The organism is Pseudomonas sp. EL_65y_Pfl2_R96 (assembly GCF_963970905.1).
Taxonomy (GTDB): domain Bacteria; phylum Pseudomonadota; class Gammaproteobacteria; order Pseudomonadales; family Pseudomonadaceae; genus Aquipseudomonas.
In genome coordinates this window covers 69,945-90,122 of sequence record NZ_CAXAQH010000019.1, presented here as the reverse complement: position 1 = coordinate 90,122, position 20,178 = coordinate 69,945, and the positions used below count along the sequence as shown (strand labels likewise).

The following is a 20,178-nucleotide window of genomic DNA, read 5'->3' as shown; positions in this document are numbered from 1 at the left end:
GGGAGCGAGCCTGCTCGCGATGGCGGCATCACAAACAACCCATACCTATCCTGCTACCGGAAATCCCGCCGCTCACGAATCAACGTGTAGGCATTGTGCAGTTCACGAGTCTTGTCCGTCGCCTCACGAACCTGCAACGCCGTCGCGCCACTGCCGGCAATCTTGTCCGGGTGATGGCGACTGAGCAGGCGTCGATAGGCGCGTTTGATTTGCGCAGGCTCGCTGGTCGCCGAGACCCCCAATAACCGCAAGGCATCCTGGTAAGTCAGGGCGGCGTTGACCAATGGGCGTTTCTGCGGCTCATAGTCTGCCGCCAAGGCCTGCACCTGTTGTGACGTCCAGCCCAACCACTTGCCCCACTGGGCAATCAGTTCGCGCTCACTGCTACCAGCACGGCCATCGGCCCAGACCATCCGCCAACAGGCACGCAACACGCCTTCCGCCGCATGGGGTTGAGCACTCAAGCGTCGCAGATAACTACGCAACCGGTCGTGTCCCGACTTACCGCGGTTGAAGGCGGCAATGGCGCGACGTTGCGCCGATTCGGTCATCTCCAACGAACGCATTTCCTGCCGCGCCTGCTGGATGTGCCCATCCACTACCCGCCCATCGCTTTTGGCCAATCGGCCCAGCAGCACGAACAGCAGTTCATCGTTGCGCAGCACCGAGCGGCCACCGAATTTTTCCCATAAATGCGCCCAGCTCTGCAGGTGCAAGCGCCGATCCAGCGCCTGTCCCAACAAAGCGCCGAGCATGGCCCCCGGAATGCTGGCTATGGCAAAGCCCGCTCCGGCTCCAATCAGAGTCCCTGGCCACAACATGTCAGCGTCTCGCTTCTATCAGAGTGTCTACTTCAGCCAGGCGCTCATGCGTGCCGACATCCACCCAATGCCCTCTCAGGCGTTCGCCGGTCACCTGCCCCTCAGCCATGGCTTTGCGCAGCAGCGGCGCAAGCTTGAAGGCCCCGGCCGAGCAACCGTCAAACAGCTGCGGGTGCAGCACGGCGATGCCACTGTAGGTCAGGGTTGATGTATCCGGCTGACCATCCCGCACATGGCCATCGACCAGGGTGAAATCTCCGCTCGGGTGATGCGCCGGGTTATCCGCCAGTACCAAATGAGCGAGCCCGACGATAGGCTGGTGCAACACGCTGAAGTCGTAGTCGGTCCAGATATCGCCGTTGACCACCACGAAGGCCTCGCCCCCCAACAATGGTAATGCGCGGAATATTCCGCCGCCGGTTTCCAGCGGTTCACCTTCCGGCGAGTACTGAATGCTCACGCCATATTGCGAGCCATCCCCCAGATAATCTTCTATCTGCTGACCGAGCCAGGCATGGTTGATCACGATCTCGGTAAACCCTGCTGCTGCCAAAGCGCGCAGGTGATACTCGATCAGGGGCACTCCGCCGGCACGAACCAGCGGTTTTGGCGTGGTCAGGGTCAGCGGGCGCATGCGTTCGCCCTTACCCGCTGCCAGAATCATTGCCTTCATGCCTTTGCTCCGGCACGCAGACTGGCCAGCAACACATCCAGCTCCGCCAGTTCAGGGCGACGGGCGATGACCGCGTCTATATAAGCGAAGAAGCGCGGCACATCGCCGAGATAGCGTGGCTTGCCATCGCGATGACAGATGCGGGCGAAGATGCCGATGACTTTCAAGTGACGCTGCACGCCCATCAGGTCGCTGGCGCGCAGGAAGTCTTCGAAGTCAGGCTGGACCGGGATGTCGAGCGCGCCGGCTTGCTGCCAGTAATCAGCCAGCCAACCGCGCACGCGCTCTTCAGGCCAACTGAGGAACGCGTCCTTGAACAGGCAAGTCACGTCGTAGGTCACAGGGCCGTAAACCGCGTCCTGGAAATCCAGCACGCCGGGATTCGGCTCGCTGATCATCAGGTTGCGCGGCATGTAGTCGCGATGCACCAGCACTTTTGGCTGAGCCAGGGCGCTGTCGATCAGCAGGTCGCTGACCTGCTGCCAGAGCACTTGCTGCGCCGGGTCGAACTCGATGCCCAACTCACGTTTCACGTACCACTCGGGAAACAGCTCCAGCTCGCGACGCAGCAACGCCACGTCATAACTCGGCAACGGCGCCACCATCGGCAACTGCTGAAAAGCCAGCAGCGCTTGCAGGGCATCCTTGAACAAATCGTCGGCATTTTCGCTGTCGATCACGTCCAGGTAAGTCTTGTTGCCCAGGTCATTGAGCAAAAGAAAACCACGCTCGAGGTCTTCGGCATAAATTTTTGGCACATTTATTCCGGATTTCGCCAGCAGAAAAGCAATATCCACGAAGGGCTTGCAGTTTTCCTGGGGGGGCGGCGCGTCCATCACGACGAAGCTTCTGCCTGCGCCGTCCCAGCGGAAATAGCGCCGAAAACTCGCGTCGCTACTGGCCGCGGTCAACGTGGCCGGGGGTACGGCACCCCAGCCCTGTTCTGCAAAGAGGATAGCCAACTGTTCATCGAGCCAAACTTTCAGGTGTTGCAAGCGTACATCTTGGTCAGGCATTACAAGGGTCTCCGACGGCGCTAGCCGTCAAGCGGGTCATGCTTTATTATCCAGCATCTTTTTCAGACCATCGAGAGGCGTGCGGCCCACACCGCGGGCAGATGGCACGCAGGAAGCCCGGACTAATAAGATGGCATTGAAATCCCCCGCGTTTCGTAAAAAATTTCCGTTGTTGGTCACCGGCAGTCTGCTGGCCCTCCAACCCTTGGCCACGTCGTTCGTGGTCGCCGCGGAACAGTATGACTGCTCAGTCTCTGCTTCGGGTGCCTGGGACTGTGCGCCAAAAGCGCCGGCAGCCGCATTGCCACCGCGTCCTGTCCATGATGGCAGCGCAGTTTCCGCCACTGGCGAAACCCCGGCAGGCACCGGCTCCAGTGAAGACACCGGCGCCAAGCCTGTGCTGGTTACCGAGTCCAAGGGCCGCGGCCTGAAGTCGCGTAGTGAAGACTACAGCCACCTCGACTGGGTTCCACGCGAGAAGCTCACTGCAGCGCAATTGGCCGAAACCGGTCCTTACTGCTCTGGTTCCTATATCGAACCGATTCGTCCTGGCATGAATGACAAGACGAATAAAAGTGACGCTCCGACCTTTATCGGTGCCAAGGCCTCCCGCTATAAGCAGGAAGAGCAGGTCGCTGCCCTGGCCGGTGACGTGGTCATGCGTCAGGGCAGCATGCAGGTCGAAGCCGACGAAGCGAACCTGTACCAGGCCGAGAGCCGTGGCGAATTGAGCGGCAACGTGCGCATTCGCGACAATGGCGCACTGATCGTGGGCGACCACGCCGACGTGCAGCTCGACACCGGTGAAGCCAAGGTCGACAACGCCGAATACGTGATGCACAAGTCGCGTATCCGCGGTAACGCGCTGTACGCCAAACGTGCCGAGAACGCGATCATCCGTCTCAAGGATGGTACGTACACCACGTGCGAACCGAACAGCAATGCCTGGCAGCTCAAGGGCAACAACATCACCTTGAACCCGGCGACCGGTTTCGGTACCGCGACCAACGTGACGCTGCGGGTCAAGGACATTCCGGTTCTGTACACGCCGTACATCTATTTCCCGATCGACGACCGTCGCCAGTCCGGCTTCCTGCCGCCGACCATCGGCACCGGCAGCGATACCGGCTTCATGCTGGTCACTCCGTACTACTTCAACCTGGCACCGAACTACGATGCCACGTTGTACCCGCGCTACATGAGCAAGCACGGGCTGTTGATGGAAGGCGAATTCCGCTACCTGACCAAGTCCAGCGAAGGTCAGTTCGGCGCAGCGTACCTCAACGACGAAGACACCGATCGCAGCAAGCAAACCGACTACCAGAAAAACCGCTACATGTATAACTGGCAGCACAAGGGCGGGTTGGATTCGCGGGTCTTCACACAGGTCGACTACACCAAGATCAGCGATCCGTATTACTTCCAGGATCTGCAGACCGACCAGATTGGTGTGAAAAGCGCTGATTACGTAAACCAGCAGGGTTCTGTCACCTATCGTGGCGACAGCTACACCGCTCGCTTGAACGCCCAGGCTTATCAGCTGGCGACCGTTTCGAACATCACGCCGTATGATCGTTTGCCGCAGATCACCTTCAATGGTCAGCTGCCGTATCATCCGGAAGGCCTGAATTTCGATTACGAGACAGAGGCCGTCCGGTTCGACCGTGATTTGAAGAACGGTAACTTCGTAAACGAAGATGGCACTGTCGAATCGCGCCTTGATAACAACGTACAGGGCCTGGCACGCGCCAATGGCAACCGCTTGAACCTCAAGCCGGGTGTCAGCCTGCCGTTGAACTGGACTTATGGTTTCTTGAAACCGTCCCTGAAGTACCAGTACACCCAGTACGATCTGGACCTGGATCAGCGGGGCAAAAACACTCTACTTGCAGATGAGAGCTACAGCCGTAATCAGAACCGTGGCGTACCGATTGCCAGTATCGACAGCGGCCTGTATTTCGATCGCAACACTCAATGGTTCGGCAAGAATTATCGCCAAACCCTGGAGCCGCGCCTGTTCTATCTCTATGTTCCAGAGAAGGATCAGACCGATATTCCAGTCTTTGACACCGGCGAATACACCTTCAACTACGCGTCGCTGTTCCGTGACAACCGTTTCTCCGGCTCCGACCGTGTCGGCGACGAGAACAAACTGTCGCTGGGCGTGACCAACCGCTGGATTGAAGACAACGGTTTCGAACGTCAACGCATCAGTGTCGGCCAGGCCTTGTACTTCAAGGACCGTAAAGTCCAACTGCCGGGTGTCGCTTTCGATGACCGGGATGACGCCAAGGCCAACGTTTCGCCGTATGCACTGGAATACGAATACCGCTGGAACCGCGACTGGCGCACCACTGCCGACTACAACTGGGACCCGGACAGCCGCAGCCCTCGCTCGGGCAGCGCGATGTTCCACTACCAGCCTGAAGACAACCCGAACAAGGTTATCAACGCCGGTTATCGCTATCGCAATGACCAGGTCCGTTATGACCAGAACACCGGTAGATGGTCGGTGGGCGGTGGCGACTACGGTTCTCCGGGCGACGCGAACTATGTGAAGGACTACTACAAGATCAAACAGCACGACTTCTCGGTGATCTGGCCGATCGTGCCGCAGTGGAACGCCATCAGCCGCTGGCAGTATGACTACAACCGTAACCGTACCCTGGAAGCCTTCGGTGGTTTCGAGTACGACAACTGCTGCTGGAAACTGCGCCTGATCAACCGTTACTGGGTTGCTTATGACGAAAACAGTCAAAACGCTCCGGAAAACGAAAAAGGCGACCACGGCGTCTTCCTCCAAATTGTTCTGAAGGGACTCGGCGGCCTCACCGGCGCCAAAGTAGAGAGCTTCCTCGACAAAGGCATCCAAGGTTATCGTGAACGTGAAGACCAAGCTTTCTGATTGTCTGCGCCCGCTGATGCTGGGCGCGCTGTTCCTGGGTACCGCGGCCAACGCCGCGGTACAGTCCATCGATAAAGTGGTGGCCATCGTCGATAACGACGTGGTCATGCAGAGCCAGCTGGACCAGCGTGTCCATGAAGTTCAGCAAACCATCGCCAAACGCGGCGCTGCCGTACCGCCTGCCGGCGTACTGGATCAGCAGGTGCTTGAGCGTCTGATCGTCGAAAACCTGCAATTGCAGATTGGCGAGCGTTCTGGCATCCGCATTACCGATGAAGAACTGAACCAGGCTGTCGGCACCATTGCCCAGCGCAACAACATGTCTTTGGATCAATTCCGCGCCGCCTTGACTCGCGACGGCCTGTCTTATGAAGACGCCCGTGACCAGATTCGTCGCGAGATGATCATCAGCCGCGTGCGTCAGCGTCGTGTGGCCGAGCGCATCCAGGTTTCCGAACAGGAAGTGAAGAACTTCCTGGCATCCGATCTGGGCAAAATGCAGCTGTCCGAAGAGTTTCGTCTGGCCAACATCCTGATTCCTACGCCGGAAAGCGCTAACTCCGACGCCATTCAGAATGCCGCCAAACAAGCCGACGCGGTTTACCAGCAACTCAAGCAAGGCGCTGACTTCGGTCAGTTGGCAATCGCCAAATCCGCCAGCGAAACCGCGCTGGAAGGCGGCGACATGGGCTGGCGTAAAGCCGCTCAACTGCCACCTCCGTTCGATCGCCTGCTAAGCACCATGGCGGTTGGCGATGTGACCCAGCCAATGCGCACCCCGGGCGGCTTCATTATCCTGAAGATCCTCGACAAGCGTGGCGGCGAAGCCCAGGTGCGTGACGAAGTGCATGTGCGTCACATCCTGGTCAAACCAAGCCCGATCCGCGACGAAGAAAAAACCAAAGCCCTGGCTCAATCGCTCTACTCCCGTATCGAAGCGGGCGAAGATTTCGGCGAACTGGCGAAAAGCTTCTCGGAAGATCCGGGTTCCGCCCTCAACGGTGGCGACCTGAACTGGATCGACCCGAATGCCCTGGTACCTGAGTTCCGCGAAGTGATGGCCAAGACCCCACAAGGTCAGTTGTCCAAACCATTCAAGACCCAATATGGCTGGCACGTTCTGGAAGTCCTTGGCCGTCGCGCCACTGACAGCACCACCCAGGCCCGCGAGCAACAAGCGATGACCGTACTGCGTAACCGCAAATACGATGAAGAGCTGCAAACCTGGCTGCGTCAGATCCGTGACGAAGCGTACGTAGAGATCAAACTCCCTGGTGCAGACCAGGCAACGCAGTGAAACCCAAGCGTTTCGCGCTGACCCCCGGCGAGCCGGCCGGCATAGGTCCTGACCTGTGCCTGCTGCTCGCCTCGCAAGCCCAGCCACACCCTCTGATTGCCATTACCAGCCGCGACCTGCTCATCGAGCGGGCCGCGCAGCTGGGCGTGGTTGTCGATCTGCTGCCGGTAGCGCCGGACAGCTGGCCGGATGTTCCTGCACCGGCCAACAGCCTGTATGTATGGGATACGCCGCTCAACGCCAGGGTCACCGCCGGGCAACTGGACAAGGCCAATGCGGCTTTCGTCCTGGAAACCCTGACCCGCGCAGGCCAAGGCTGCCTTGATGGGCATTTCGCCGGCATGATCACCGCCCCTGTCCATAAGGGCGTGATCAATGAATCCGGGATCGCCTTTTCCGGGCACACCGAATTTCTTGCTGACCTGACCCACACCGAGCAAGTGGTGATGATGCTTGCCACCCGCGGCTTGCGCGTGGCGCTGGTCACCACTCACCTGCCCCTGCGCGAGATCGCCGACGCAATCACGCCGGAGCGCCTGGAGCGGGTCACGCGGATTCTGCATACCGACCTGCAAGAAAAATTCGGCATCGCCCAGCCACGCATCCTGGTCTGCGGGCTTAACCCGCACGCCGGTGAAGGCGGCCACCTGGGCCATGAAGAAATCGACATCATCGAACCTACGTTAGAGCGCCTGCGCGGCGAGGGCATGGACCTTCGCGGCCCCCTGCCCGCCGACACTCTGTTTACCCCCAAATATCTGGAGCACTGCGACGCAGTGCTGGCGATGTACCACGACCAGGGCCTGCCCGTGCTGAAATACAAAGGCTTCGGCGCGGCAGTCAACGTGACCCTCGGCTTGCCGATCATCCGCACGTCGGTCGACCACGGCACCGCCCTGGATCTGGCCGGTAGCGGCAACATCGACACCGGCAGCCTGCAAGTCGCCCTGGAAACCGCCTACCAGATGGCCGAGACCCATTTATGACCGAGCATTACCAGCACCGGGCGCGCAAGCGCTTCGGCCAGAATTTCCTGCACGATGCCGGCGTTATCGACCGCATCCTGCGCTCCATTCACGCCAAACCCGAAGACCGCCTGCTGGAAATCGGCCCGGGCCAGGGTGCATTGACCGCAGGCCTGCTCAACAGCGGCGCCCAACTGGACGTCGTAGAGCTGGACAAGGACCTGATCCCGATCCTCAACCAGCAGTTCGCCAGCAAGAGCAACTTCAACCTGCATCAGGGCGACGCGCTGAAGTTTGACTTCAACAGCCTGAACGCCGCGCCGAACAGCCTGCGAGTGGTCGGCAACCTGCCGTACAACATCTCTACCCCGCTGATCTTTCACCTGTTGCACAACGCCAACCTGATACGCGACATGCACTTCATGCTGCAAAAGGAAGTGGTCGAGCGCCTGGCGGCGGGGCCTGGCGGCGGTGACTGGGGTCGCCTGTCGATCATGGTTCAGTACCATTGTCGGGTCGAGCATCTGTTCAATGTCGGCCCGGGCGCGTTCAATCCTCCGCCCAAAGTCGACTCCGCGATCGTGCGCCTGGTGCCCCACGCGGTGCTGCCTCACCCGGCCAAGGATCATCGTCTGCTGGAGCGCGTTGTGCGCGAAGCCTTCAACCAGCGCCGTAAAACCCTGCGCAATACGCTGAAACTGCTGCTGAGCAATGACGAAATCGAAGCCGCCGGCGTCGATGGCAGCCTGCGCCCCGAGCAGCTCGACCTGGCTGCCTTCGTGCGGCTGGCCGACAAGCTCAGCGAACAAGCCCTACAAAAGCCTGCCACCGACTGACAGGCGATGAGCGCTATCGGGTAGGACGCTACTCTGGTTTACTACCCGATACTTGGCCTAGACTGAGTTCTATCAGTTACGCCCCGCGTCCCGCTTCGTTTCTAAGGCCTTTTGCATGTCCGATCCTCATTATCAGGTCGACGTCAGCGTCGTCACCCGCTATCTGGCAGAACAATCGCAACCCGAGCACAACCGCTTTGCCTTCGCCTACACCATCACCGTGCAGAACAATGGCCTGCTACCCGCCAAGCTGCTTTCACGGCATTGGGTGATCACCGATGGCGACGGGCATGTCGAGGAGGTTCGCGGCGCAGGCGTTGTCGGCCAACAACCATTGATCGATGTGGGCCAGAGCCACACTTACAGCAGCGGTACCGTCATGACATCCAAGGTCGGCACCATGCAGGGCACCTACCAGATGGTCGCCGACGATGGTAAACACTTCGACGCCATCATCGCACCGTTCCGTCTGGCGGTACCCGGAGCCCTGCACTGATGGCGACGTATGCCGTCGGCGATGTGCAAGGTTGCCTTGAACCGCTGCAATGCCTGCTCAAGCAAGTCGCCTTCGACCCTGCCCGGGACCGTTTGTGGCTGGTGGGCGATCTGGTCAACCGAGGCCCACAGTCGCTGGAAACCTTGCGTTTCCTCTATAGCATCCGCGAATCGCTGATCTGCGTACTCGGCAACCATGACCTGCACTTGCTGGCAGTCGGGCAAAACATCGAACGCCTGAAGAAAGCCGACACTTTGCGTGAGATCCTCGAAGCGCCCGATAGCGCGGATCTGTTGGAGTGGGTTCGCCAGCAAAAGCTCATGCACTACGATGAACAACGCGAAATCGCCCTGGTCCATGCCGGCATCCCGCCACAATGGTCGCTGCGCAAAGCCTTGAAATGCGCCGCCGAAGTCGAAGAAGCCCTGCGCGACGACAACCGCTTCGCGCCTTACCTTGACGGTATGTACGGCAACGAACCGGTGAAATGGGACAACGACCTCAAAGGCGCGGCCCGCCTGCGAGTCATCACCAACTATTTAACCCGGATGCGTTTTTGCACCAGCGACGGCAAACTCGATCTCAAAGGCAAGGAAGGCATCGACACTGCACCGCCGGGTTATGCGCCGTGGTTCAGCCACAAGGAGCGCAAGACCAAAGGCCTGAAGATCATCTTCGGCCATTGGGCTGCACTCGAAGGCCAGTGCAACGAGCCCGGTCTGTTTGCACTCGATACCGGATGCGTCTGGGGCGGTGCCATGACCCTGATGAACGTCGACACCTTTGAGCGCCTGCAATGCAAATGCGACGCCCATGGCCACGTTCGACCGCCAGTCGCCACCTCTATTCCCGAACAAACGTCAGCCAGCGCCCCGCGCTAGACTGCGCTTTCAGCCGAGCCACAGGAGCCCGCCATGAGCGAATTCAAACGCATCCCCCCAGAACAGGCCCAGACCCTGCGCGAACAAGGCGCGGTGGTAGTCGATATCCGCGACCCGGCAACTTTTGCCGCGCTGCACATCGCCGGCTCGAAGCATCTGGACAACCATTCCATCGCGGATTTCATCCGTGCCGCCGACCTCGACGCGCCGACTGTGGTGGTCTGCTACCACGGTAATTCCAGCCAAAGTGCCGCCGCTTACCTGATCAGCCAGGGCTTCTCCGACGTCTACAGCATGGACGGCGGTTTTGAGCTGTGGCGTACGACTTATCCTTCGGAAACGGCGCAAGGCACTTCCGAATAATTTTTTTGTAACGCGCAAGCCCCGGCTACTGTGGGCTCGCGCGGTGGCAGACGAACGGTCTGCCACAACTAATTACGTATCTCGCCTTTACCTCCCGAATTCCCAACTATCCTTAAGCGCAGGCCATCCAAAACAGGGGAGAGCCGGTACACCGGCGCACGGGTCATCGGGAGTAGCTTTCGGGGTTTATACCCCGGAGGTGTTCTGGGGGGTAAACAGCAACTGCATATTCAGTTGCTTGCCAGCATCGACTGACTGATCCGGCGTCGGCTCCACGTATCGAGCGAGGTGACGTCATGAGTATCTTTAGCCACTTCCAACAACGCTTCGAGTCCACGCGCCAGGAAGAACTCTCGCTGCAAGAGTACCTGGAGCTGTGCAAAAAGGACCGCAGCGCCTACGTTTCCGCGGCCGAGCGTCTCTTGCTGGCCATCGGTGAACCGGAGCTGCTCGACACCTCCACCAACTCGAGGCTGTCACGAATCTTTTCCAACAAGGTGATCCGCCGCTATCCGGCCTTTGAAGACTTCCACGGGATGGAAGAATGCATCGACCAGATCGTGTCGTATTTCCGCCATGCCGCTCAGGGCCTGGAAGAAAAGAAACAGATCCTCTATCTGCTCGGCCCTGTCGGTGGCGGTAAGTCGTCCCTGGCCGAAAAGCTCAAACAGCTGATCGAGAAAGTGCCCTTCTACGCAATCAAGGGCTCGCCGGTTTTCGAATCGCCTCTGGGTTTGTTCAACGCCACGGAAGATGGCGCGATCCTCGAGGAAGACTTCGGCATTCCCCGGCGCTATCTCAATACCATCATGTCGCCATGGGCCACCAAGCGCCTGGCCGAATTCGGCGGCGACATCAGTCAGTTCCGCGTGGTGAAACTCTATCCGTCGATCCTCAACCAGATTGCGGTCGCGAAAACCGAGCCGGGAGATGAAAACAACCAGGACATCTCGGCACTGGTGGGCAAGGTCGATATTCGCAAACTGGAAGAGTTCCCGCAGAACGATGCCGATGCCTACAGCTACTCGGGGGCACTGTGCCGGGCCAACCAGGGCCTGATGGAGTTCGTCGAAATGTTCAAGGCACCGATCAAGGTGCTGCACCCATTGCTGACCGCCACCCAGGAGGGTAACTACAACAGTACCGAAGGCCTGGGGGCGATTCCGTTTACCGGGATCCTGCTGGCCCACTCCAACGAATCGGAATGGCACACCTTCCGGAACAACAAGAACAACGAAGCGTTCATCGACCGGATCTATATCGTCAAAGTGCCGTACTGCCTGCGCGTCAGCGACGAAGTGAAGATCTACGACAAACTTCTGTTCAACAGTTCGCTGGCCAAGGCCCATTGCGCGCCCGACACCCTGAAAATGCTCGCTCAGTTCACGGTGCTCTCGCGCCTCAAAGAGCCGGAAAACTCCAACATCTACTCCAAGATGCGCGTGTATGACGGCGAAAACCTCAAGGATACCGATCCGAAGGCCAAGTCGATCCAGGAATACCGTGACGCCGCGGGTGTCGATGAAGGCATGAACGGCCTGTCGACCCGCTTCGCCTTCAAGATTCTGTCGAAGGTCTTCAACTTCGATCCGCACGAAATCGCCGCCAACCCGGTGCATCTGCTCTACGTGCTGGAACAGCAGATCGAACAGGAACAATTCCAGGCCGAGACCCGCGAACGCTATCTGCGCTTCCTGAAAGAGTACCTGGCGCCGCGTTATATCGAATTCATCGGCAAGGAGATCCAGACTGCCTACCTCGAGTCTTACAGCGAGTACGGCCAGAACATCTTCGATCGCTACGTGCTGTACGCCGACTTCTGGATTCAGGATCAGGAATACCGCGACCCGGAAACCGGCGAGATCCTCAACCGCGTGGCACTGAACGAGGAACTGGAGAAAATCGAGAAACCGGCCGGCATCAGCAATCCGAAGGATTTCCGCAACGAAATCGTCAACTTCGTACTGCGCGCCCGTGCCAACAACAACGGCAAAAACCCAACCTGGCTCAGCTACGAAAAACTGCGGGTGGTCATCGAGAAGAAAATGTTCTCCAACACCGAGGACCTGCTGCCAGTCATCAGTTTCAATGCCAAGGCCAGCAAAGAAGACCAGCAGAAACACAACGACTTCGTCACACGGATGGTCGAACGGGGCTACACCGACAAACAGGTACGACTGCTGTCCGAGTGGTATCTGCGAGTCAGAAAATCACAGTAACCCGCTGCCGGTCAGACCGGTTGTCGTTAGCCAGAGGCCTGTGTACGCTTTTTCTGTTACACAGACCTCTGGGAGGTGTTCGAAAGTCGGTAACGAGGTTCAGGCAGCATCCAGAAGCGCTTGGGGGAGCGTGAACATCCCCCGGCACAGTCGATGCTGCATAACCGCTCGCCCCTTTCAGGACATCTTCTAAGGAGCAGTCATGAGCTATGTGATCGACCGACGTCTCAATGGCAAGAACAAGAGCACGGTAAACCGCCAGCGGTTTCTGCGGCGCTACCGTGATCACATCAAAAAGGCCGTCGAAGAGGCGGTCAGCCGGCGTTCCATTACCGATATGGAACACGGCGAGCAGATCAGCATTCCCGGTCGCGACATTGATGAGCCGGTGCTTCACCACGGCCGTGGCGGCAAGCAGACCATCGTGCACCCGGGCAACAAGGAGTTCACCAGCGGCGAGCACATTGCCCGTCCGCCCGGAGGTGGCGGCGGCAGAGGCCCCGGCAAGGCCGGCAACTCGGGTGAAGGGATGGACGAGTTCGTCTTCCAGATCACCCAGGAGGAATTTCTCGAATTCATGTTCGAGGACCTTGAACTGCCTAACCTGGTCAAACGCCACCTGACCGGCACCGACACCTTCAAGACCGTACGCGCGGGCATCAGCAACGAGGGCAACCCGTCACGGATCAACATTATCCGCACGCTGCGTTCGGCCCATGCCCGGCGAATCGCCCTGTCCGGCAGCAGCCGGGCAAAATTGCGTGAAGTCAAAGAGGAACTGGCGCGACTTAAACGGGAAGAGCCGGATAACTTCGGCGATATTCAGGAACTCGAAGCAGAAATCGAGAAGCTCAGCGCGCGCATCCACCGGGTGCCATTTCTCGACACCTTCGACCTCAAGTACAACCTGCTCATCAAGCAGCCGAACCCCAGCTCCAAAGCAGTGATGTTCTGCCTGATGGACGTGTCCGGCTCCATGACCCAGGCGACCAAGGACATCGCCAAACGCTTCTTCATCCTGCTGTACCTGTTCCTCAAGCGGAACTACGACAAAATCGACGTCGTGTTCATCCGCCACCACACCAGCGCCCGTGAAGTGGATGAGGAGGAGTTTTTCTACTCCCGGGAAACCGGCGGCACCATCGTCTCCAGCGCCCTGAAACTGATGCAGGAGATCATGGCCGAGCGTTATTCGAGCAACGAGTGGAACATCTATGCCGCCCAGGCATCCGACGGTGACAACTGGAACGACGACTCGCCGATCTGCCGCGACATCCTGATCAACCAGATCATGCCGTTCGTGCAGTACTACACTTATGTTGAGATTACTCCGCGCGAACACCAGGCCCTGTGGTTCGAGTACGAACGCATCGCCGAAGCCTTCTCTGACACGTTTGCCCAGCAGCAACTGGTTTCGGCCGGAGATATCTACCCGGTCTTCCGTGAACTCTTCCAGCGCAGGTTAGTGACATGACCGCCAAAGAGCAGAAGCGCCAACCCATTTCCACCGGCTCCGAATGGACGTTCGAGCTGATCCAGGCCTACGACCGCGAAATCAGTCGTCTCGCGGCCCGCTACGCGCTGGATACGTACCCCAACCAGATCGAAGTGATCACCGCCGAGCAGATGATGGACGCCTACGCCTCTGTCGGCATGCCCTTGGGTTATCACCATTGGTCCTACGGCAAGCACTTCCTCAGCACCGAAAAATCCTACAGCCGTGGCCAGATGGGGCTGGCCTACGAGATTGTGATCAACTCGGACCCCTGCATCGCCTATCTGATGGAAGAAAACACCATCTGCATGCAGGCCCTGGTGGTGGCACACGCCTGCTATGGCCATAACAGCTTCTTCAAGGGCAACTACCTGTTCCGCACCTGGACCGACGCCAGTTCGATCATCGATTACCTGGTGTTCGCCAAGCAGTACATCATGCAGTGCGAAGAACGCCATGGCATCGACGCGGTGGAGGACCTGCTTGACTCCTGCCATGCACTGATGAATTACGGGGTCGACCGTTACAAACGCCCTTATCCGATTTCCGCCGAAGAAGAACGCCGTCGGCAGAAAGATCGGGAAGAGCATTTGCAGAAGCAGATCAACGATTTGTGGCGGACCATTCCAAAAGGCGCGGATAAATACAGCGACAAGGACAACGCGCGCTTCCCAGCCGAACCTCAGGAAAACATTCTGTACTTCATCGAAAAACACGCCCCGCTGCTGGAGCCCTGGCAGCGCGAAATCGTGCGGATCGTGCGCAAGATCGCCCAGTATTTTTACCCACAGCGCCAGACCCAGGTAATGAACGAAGGCTGGGCCACGTTCTGGCACTACACCTTGATGAACGACTTGTATGACGAAGGCCTGGTCACCGACGGTTTCATGATGGAATTCCTGACTTCTCATACCAGCGTGGTCTTTCAACCTGGCTTCGACAGCCCCTACTACAACGGCATCAACCCCTACACCCTGGGTTTTGCCATGTATCGCGATATCCGGCGGATATGCGAACAGCCCACCGAAGAGGACTACCGCTGGTTCCCGGAAATCGCCGGCACCGACTGGCTGTCCAGCATCAAATTCGCCATGAGCAGCTTCAAGGACGAAAGCTTCATCCTGCAGTACCTGTCACCCAAGGTGATCCGCGACCTGAAGCTGTTCAGCATCCTCGATGACGATCAGAAAGACGATCTGCTGGTTCCGGCGATACACGACGAAGACGGCTATCGAACCATTCGCGAAACCCTGGCGGCGCAATACAACCTGGGCAATCGCGAACCCAACATTCAGATCTACAGCATCGATCGGCGTGGCGACCGCTCCCTGACCTTGCGTCACCAGCAGCACGACCGCAAACCACTGGGCGACTCCACCGAGGAAGTGCTCAAGCACCTGCACCGGCTCTGGGGCTTCGACATTCACCTGGAAACCCTGCAAGGGGATCAGGTGGTGAAAACCCACCATGTTCCGCCCAGAAGCGAACACGGCGAGGGGGACTACGGCCGGCTAGACCTGGCTGTCATTCATCTTTGATCCTGTTTCTGCCTCCGGAAGTTCGACGCAAAGGTTATTCTGTCGGGCTAACGGAGGTTTTTTATGCAGATTTATAAAGTCGGTGGGGCGGTACGCGATCGCCTGCTGGGCAAGCCTGTCACCGATATCGACTGGGTCGTGGTAGGCGCCACCACCGAAGAAATGCTCGCCAAGGGCTTTCGCCCCGTGGGCGCGGACTTCCCGGTGTTCCTTCATCCCAAAAGCGGTGAGGAATACGCCCTCGCCCGCACCGAGCGCAAAAGCGGACGCGGTTACGGCGGGTTCACCTTCCACGCCAGCCCTGAAGTCACGCTCGAAGAAGACCTGATTCGTCGCGACCTGACGATCAACGCCATGGCCGAAGACGATCAGCAAAACCTGACTGATCCCTATCATGGCCAGCGGGATCTCGAAGCTCGCCTGCTTCGTCACGTTTCCCCCGCGTTCGCCGAAGATCCACTCCGTGTTCTACGCGTTGCCCGCTTCGCCGCGCGTTATGCGGGACTGGGTTTCACCGTCGCTCCCGAGACACTGGAGCTGATGCGACAACTCAGCGAGTCGGGCGAATTGGAGGCCCTGACCGCGGAGCGCAGCTGGAAAGAAATCTCCCGTGCACTGATGGAAGACCAGCCCCAGGTGTTCATCCAGGTGCTGCGCGAGTGCGGCGCACTCAAGGTGCTGATGCCAGAAGTCGATGCGTTGTTCGGCGTACCACAACCCGAAGCCCATCACCCGGAAATCGATACGGGCGTACATACCCTGAGCGTGCTGGAGCAAGCGGCGCTGCACAAACAACCGCTGACCGTACGCTGGGCGTGCCTGCTGCATGACCTGGGCAAAGGATTGACGCCCAAAGAAGAGTGGCCCCGCCATATCGCCCACGAGCACAAAGGCCTGAAGTTGATCAAAGCGGTCAACGAGCGCTTCAAGGCACCGAAAGACTGTCAGGAACTGGCGCTGCTGGTGGGCGAGTATCACACCCACGGGCATCGCGCCCTGGAGCTGAAGCCCTCGACCTTGCTGGAGTTGCTGCAGAGTTTCGACGTTTATCGTCGACCACAGCGCTTTGAAGAGTTTATTGCAGCGTGCGAGATGGACGCTCGGGGGCGCAAAGGCCTGGAACAGAGAAGTTATCCACAGGCGGATTATTTGCGCGGAGCGGCGACTGCGGCGCGAAGTATTGCCGTGCAGCCGTTGCTGGAGAAGGGATTCAAGGGACCGGAATTGGGCGAGGCGATCAAGCGCGAACGGCTCAAGGCGTTGAAGACTTACAAAGAACAAGCGTAAGCAAGAGCGAAAGATCGCAGCCTGCGGCAGCCCCCTACAGAGATCAGCGCAGGAGCTGCCGAAGGCTGCGATCTTTTGCTTTAAAGCATATCGGAGGGGGTCAACTGCTGGCCGCGCCATTCAAAAGCCACGGGTGCCAACACCTGATCGATATGCGCCTCACGCCACAGGGTCGCAAAGCTCTTGCCTACGCCTGGATGCACTCTGTCCGGCGCAATCAGCGACAACGGCCACAGTACGAAGGCATTTTTCAGAATCTCTGCTCGCGGCAAGATCAAACCATCGAAGTTGCCCGCCAGATCGCCGAACAGCAGCACGTCGATATCCAGTGGCAAGCCTTTGCGGTCGGGCGCATAACGACCGTTATCCGCCTCGATGAATTTCAGCCGTCGATCCAGCTCCATCAGCGACAGATCGGTGAAGGCAGAGACCACAAAATTGAAAAACGGCCCGCTCTTGATCCCCACCGGCTGGCTTTCGAACACCGCCGAGCAGCGCATATCCACCAGGAAAGCCGCCACGGCGTCCAGGCCAGCCTGCAAATGGGATTCGCGCTCGATATTGCTACCGAACCCGAGATACACCTGAGTCAGCGACATCCGCGCTCGATCTCCACACCCACGCCCTTGGCCGCCGGGATGGCACCTGGCTTGGTCAACTTGAGGTGCATCCAGGTGATCTTGAATTCACTCATCAGGACTTCAGCCAGACGCTCGGCAAAGGTCTCGACCAGTTGGAACTGCGCCTGCTCGGCGAACGCCTGGATGCGTGACGAAACGCTCGCGTAGTCGAGCGCCAGGGTCAGGTCATCACCGGCGGCGGCCGGCCGATTGTCCCAGGCGAAACTCAGATCAAGTCGCAGACACTGTCGGATGCCTCGTTCCCAGTCGTAGGCACCAATCACGGTGTCGACTTCCAGGCCCTCGATAAACACTCTGTCCAAGCACTTCTCTCCGCTGCACGACAAGGGCGCAATGCGCCGTTAGAATCAGGGCGTCCTCGCCCGGAATAGTTAGCATGTTTTGGTCACTGGCGATCTTCGCCTACCTGCTCGGCTCGCTGTCCTTCGCCATCTTGCTCAGCCGCATGACCGGTAACCCCGATCCGCGAATGAGTGGCTCGGGCAATGCCGGTGCCACCAACATGTTGCGCCTGGCCGGCAAGAAACTCGCCATCCTGACCTTGCTCGGCGACCTCTGCAAAGGCCTGCTGCCAGTACTGATCGCAGGCGTGGCAGGTCTTTCGTTGCAGGAACAAGCCTGGATCGGCGTCTGTGCCGTCATCGGCCACCTGTTTCCGCTGTACTTCCGCTTTCGCGGTGGCAAGGGTGTCGCCACCGCCGCCGGCATGCTGCTGGGGCTCTACCCGCCCGCCGCGCTGCTGGCGGTCTGCGCCTGGCTGCTGACGTTCTACCTGACCCGCACCAGCTCCCTCGCTGCCCTGATCGCCACCCCCCTGACCCTGCCGCTGCTGGCCTGGCAAGAACCGGCGGCACTGCTGCCCATGAGCGCGCTCACGGGGCTGATCGTCTGGCGCCATCGCGGCAATCTACGCGACCTGTTTGCCGGGCGCGAACGGCATTTTTAAATACCGCACGTGAGCGCCGCTCATCACAGCGCCGACAACTGCTCCATCGGCCAGCGCGCCTGCACGCTGATCGCCAAGCTTTCGTGCTGACCGGCCTGCAAGCGCTGACAGCCGGCAAACGCAATCATCGCGCCGTTGTCGGTGCAGAACTCCGGACGGGCATAAAACACATCGCCCTTCATGTCGCCGAGCATTTTTTCCAGTGACGTGCGCAACGCCTTGTTGGCGCTGACGCCGCCAGCGATCACCAGACGCTTCATGCCGGCTTGTTTCAGGGCACGCTTGCACTTGATGGTCAAAGTCTCCACCACGGCCTGCTGGAACGCCAGCGAGATGTCGCAACGGGCTTGCTCACCGTCGTCCCCGGCGCTGACGCATTGCTGCCAGGTGTTCAAGGCGAATGTTTTCAAACCGCTGAAGCTAAACGCCAGGCCCGGACGATCACACATCGGACGCGGGAAGACGAAACGCCCGTCAACGCCTTGCGCCGCCAGACGAGCGATCTCCGGACCGCCCGGATAATTGAGGCCCATCATTTTCGCGGTCTTGTCGAAAGCTTCGCCGGCGGCATCGTCGAGGGTCTCGCCCAAGAGCGTGTATTGACCGATGCCGTCGACCTGAACCAGTTGCGTATGACCACCCGACACCAACAAAGCGACGAACGGGAACTCCGGTGGTTGCGGCTCCAGCATCGGCGCCAGCAAGTGACCTTCCATATGGTGCACGCCCAACGCCGGGATACCCCAGGCAAAAGCCAGCGCCTGGGCGCAGGAGGCCCCCACCAGCAAGGCTCCGACCAGGCCAGGACCCGCGGTATAAGCGATGGCATCGATCTCGGTCGGCACGCAATCGGCCTCGGCCAGCACCTGACGGATCAAGGGCAGCATGCGTTTGACGTGATCGCGCGAAGCAAGCTCCGGCACCACACCGCCATAGGCACGATGCAGGTCGATCTGACTGAACAGCGCGTCGGCCAACAACCCGCGTTCACTGTCGTAAAGTGCGACACCGGTTTCGTCGCAGGAGGTTTCTAATCCCAGTACTAGCATGGGTTTGCGCCTTGTAGAGGCTGAATTCGAAGGCGCGCATAATAGTCGTCGCGTGATGCCCCGACCAGCGGTTTTCGATCAGAGGCTTTGCATTCCGAGCGATGAGGGGTTAACATCCGCAACCCTTAAAAACCGACGTCTTCAAGTGCTCTTTTGCCGCGAGGATGTTGACCCCGGTAATGAATGAAGGTAGCTCTGGATGCCAGCCGTCAAAGTTAAAGAGAACGAACCCTTCGACGTAGCTCTGCGTCGTTTCAAGCGCTCCTGCGAAAAAGCCGGTGTACTGGCTGAAGTTCGTAGCCGCGAATTTTACGAGAAGCCTACTTCTGAGCGTAAGCGCAAAGCAGCAGCCGCTGTTAAGCGTCACGCCAAGAAAGTACAGCGCGAACAGCGCCGCGCCGTTCGTCTGTACTAATACACAGACGATCGTAGCAAGCTTCTGCCAAGCCCGGCCCTCAGCCGGGCTAATGGCATTTGCGGACAACGCTTGATGCTTCACCGTCAAAGCCGCAGACGCGACCGAGACAAACCTGCTTCACAGCGTCAGACCTGGCTCTTTTGCCAGCGGTGCACGTCTTTTCTGACGAGCCTTCCAAGGCTACTGACGAGCACACCCACTGATTCCTCTCACGACGATCAGCCCAAGGCACCCGCTTGCGTGCCCGCTTATGAGCTATCCGTGGCCATTGATTGGCCGTCGCCGGATTCAGCGAAACACTTTCAAATAGTCGAATACTGATTGTTACTAAC

19 protein-coding genes are annotated in these 20,178 nt (G+C 59.0%); 13 read left to right on the top strand and 6 right to left on the bottom strand.

All coding sequences use genetic code 11. The annotated features are described in order from the left end of the window. Nucleotides 1-53: 53 nt before the first annotated feature. The 3 genes from AACY49_RS19225 to AACY49_RS19215 are packed head-to-tail and all read right to left on the bottom strand — an operon-like array spanning nt 54 to nt 2,510. Nucleotides 54-821 carry a TerB family tellurite resistance protein gene (locus tag AACY49_RS19225; protein ID WP_258698801.1) on the bottom strand — a complete coding sequence of 256 codons (768 nt, stop codon included), beginning with the start codon at nt 819-821 and terminating at the stop codon, nt 54-56. Nucleotide 822: 1 nt separating this feature from the next. Further along, a complete protein-coding gene (gene murU, locus AACY49_RS19220; RefSeq protein WP_258698800.1) occupies nt 823-1,494 on the bottom strand; it encodes an N-acetylmuramate alpha-1-phosphate uridylyltransferase MurU in 672 nt (223 codons plus the stop codon). Beyond that, nucleotides 1,491-2,510: an aminoglycoside phosphotransferase family protein gene (locus tag AACY49_RS19215; RefSeq protein ID WP_320393134.1), complete on the bottom strand. Its 1,020-nt coding sequence runs from the start codon at nt 2,508-2,510 to the stop codon at nt 1,491-1,493. Before AACY49_RS19215 ends, murU begins: the two co-directional genes overlap by 4 nt. A gap of 130 nt (nt 2,511-2,640) precedes the next feature. Between AACY49_RS19215 and AACY49_RS19210 the strand changes: the two genes are divergently transcribed. From AACY49_RS19210 to AACY49_RS19160, 11 genes are all read left to right on the top strand, one after another. Beyond that, a complete protein-coding gene (locus AACY49_RS19210; RefSeq protein WP_258698798.1) occupies nt 2,641-5,415 on the top strand; it encodes an LPS-assembly protein LptD in 2,775 nt (924 codons plus the stop codon). Then, nucleotides 5,396-6,712 (top strand): peptidylprolyl isomerase SurA, encoded by a 1,317-nt coding sequence (gene surA / locus AACY49_RS19205; protein ID WP_258698797.1) that lies wholly within the window; start codon nt 5,396-5,398, stop codon nt 6,710-6,712. Before AACY49_RS19210 ends, surA begins: the two co-directional genes overlap by 20 nt. Next, complete coding sequence (gene pdxA / locus AACY49_RS19200; RefSeq protein ID WP_258698796.1) at nt 6,709-7,698, top strand: 4-hydroxythreonine-4-phosphate dehydrogenase PdxA; 990 nt, start codon at nt 6,709-6,711, stop codon at nt 7,696-7,698. The genes surA and pdxA overlap by 4 nt, the downstream gene beginning before the upstream one ends. Further along, complete coding sequence (gene rsmA / locus AACY49_RS19195; protein ID WP_258698795.1) at nt 7,695-8,513, top strand: 16S rRNA (adenine(1518)-N(6)/adenine(1519)-N(6))-dimethyltransferase RsmA; 819 nt, start codon at nt 7,695-7,697, stop codon at nt 8,511-8,513. The genes pdxA and rsmA overlap by 4 nt, the downstream gene beginning before the upstream one ends. Nucleotides 8,514-8,628: 115 nt before the next feature. Continuing rightward, nucleotides 8,629-9,009, top strand: coding sequence for a Co2+/Mg2+ efflux protein ApaG (gene apaG, locus AACY49_RS19190; protein ID WP_339525752.1), 381 nt, complete (start codon nt 8,629-8,631; stop codon nt 9,007-9,009). Continuing rightward, complete coding sequence (locus AACY49_RS19185) at nt 9,009-9,890, top strand: symmetrical bis(5'-nucleosyl)-tetraphosphatase (RefSeq protein ID WP_339525749.1); 882 nt, start codon at nt 9,009-9,011, stop codon at nt 9,888-9,890. Before apaG ends, AACY49_RS19185 begins: the two co-directional genes overlap by 1 nt. Before the next feature lie 33 nt (nt 9,891-9,923). Beyond that, complete coding sequence (gene glpE, locus AACY49_RS19180; RefSeq protein WP_258698792.1) at nt 9,924-10,253, top strand: thiosulfate sulfurtransferase GlpE; 330 nt, start codon at nt 9,924-9,926, stop codon at nt 10,251-10,253. 296 nt (nt 10,254-10,549) lie between these two features. Next, complete coding sequence (locus tag AACY49_RS19175) at nt 10,550-12,472, top strand: PrkA family serine protein kinase (protein ID WP_007904259.1); 1,923 nt, start codon at nt 10,550-10,552, stop codon at nt 12,470-12,472. A gap of 202 nt (nt 12,473-12,674) precedes the next feature. Next, nucleotides 12,675-13,946 carry a YeaH/YhbH family protein gene (locus AACY49_RS19170; RefSeq protein ID WP_258698791.1) on the top strand — a complete coding sequence of 424 codons (1,272 nt, stop codon included), beginning with the start codon at nt 12,675-12,677 and terminating at the stop codon, nt 13,944-13,946. Then, complete coding sequence (locus tag AACY49_RS19165; RefSeq protein ID WP_258698790.1) at nt 13,943-15,505, top strand: SpoVR family protein; 1,563 nt, start codon at nt 13,943-13,945, stop codon at nt 15,503-15,505. The genes AACY49_RS19170 and AACY49_RS19165 overlap by 4 nt, the downstream gene beginning before the upstream one ends. Before the next feature lie 63 nt (nt 15,506-15,568). Further along, nucleotides 15,569-16,792, top strand: coding sequence for a multifunctional CCA addition/repair protein (locus AACY49_RS19160; protein ID WP_339525746.1), 1,224 nt, complete (start codon nt 15,569-15,571; stop codon nt 16,790-16,792). 80 nt (nt 16,793-16,872) lie between these two features. On the opposite strand, the gene folK is transcribed toward AACY49_RS19160, so the two are convergent. Both folK and folB read right to left on the bottom strand, forming a co-directional pair. Beyond that, nucleotides 16,873-17,391: a 2-amino-4-hydroxy-6-hydroxymethyldihydropteridine diphosphokinase gene (gene folK, locus AACY49_RS19155; protein ID WP_339525744.1), complete on the bottom strand. Its 519-nt coding sequence runs from the start codon at nt 17,389-17,391 to the stop codon at nt 16,873-16,875. Further along, the gene (gene folB / locus AACY49_RS19150) at nt 17,382-17,735 is read right to left on the bottom strand and encodes a dihydroneopterin aldolase (RefSeq protein WP_258698787.1); all 354 of its coding nucleotides are present in this window, start codon (nt 17,733-17,735) and stop codon (nt 17,382-17,384) included. The genes folK and folB overlap by 10 nt, the downstream gene beginning before the upstream one ends. Before the next feature lie 74 nt (nt 17,736-17,809). Here folB and plsY point away from each other — a divergent pair, with 74 nt between their 5' ends. Then, complete coding sequence (plsY, locus tag AACY49_RS19145) at nt 17,810-18,379, top strand: glycerol-3-phosphate 1-O-acyltransferase PlsY (RefSeq protein ID WP_339525742.1); 570 nt, start codon at nt 17,810-17,812, stop codon at nt 18,377-18,379. 23 nt (nt 18,380-18,402) lie between these two features. On the opposite strand, the gene tsaD is transcribed toward plsY, so the two are convergent. Further along, nucleotides 18,403-19,428 carry a tRNA (adenosine(37)-N6)-threonylcarbamoyltransferase complex transferase subunit TsaD gene (gene tsaD / locus AACY49_RS19140; RefSeq protein ID WP_019650330.1) on the bottom strand — a complete coding sequence of 342 codons (1,026 nt, stop codon included), beginning with the start codon at nt 19,426-19,428 and terminating at the stop codon, nt 18,403-18,405. Nucleotides 19,429-19,627: 199 nt separating this feature from the next. Here tsaD and rpsU point away from each other — a divergent pair, with 199 nt between their 5' ends. Continuing rightward, nucleotides 19,628-19,843, top strand: a complete 216-nt coding sequence (gene rpsU, locus AACY49_RS19135; protein WP_002551877.1) for a 30S ribosomal protein S21 — start codon at nt 19,628-19,630, stop codon at nt 19,841-19,843. Nucleotides 19,844-20,178: the final 335 nt, after the last annotated feature.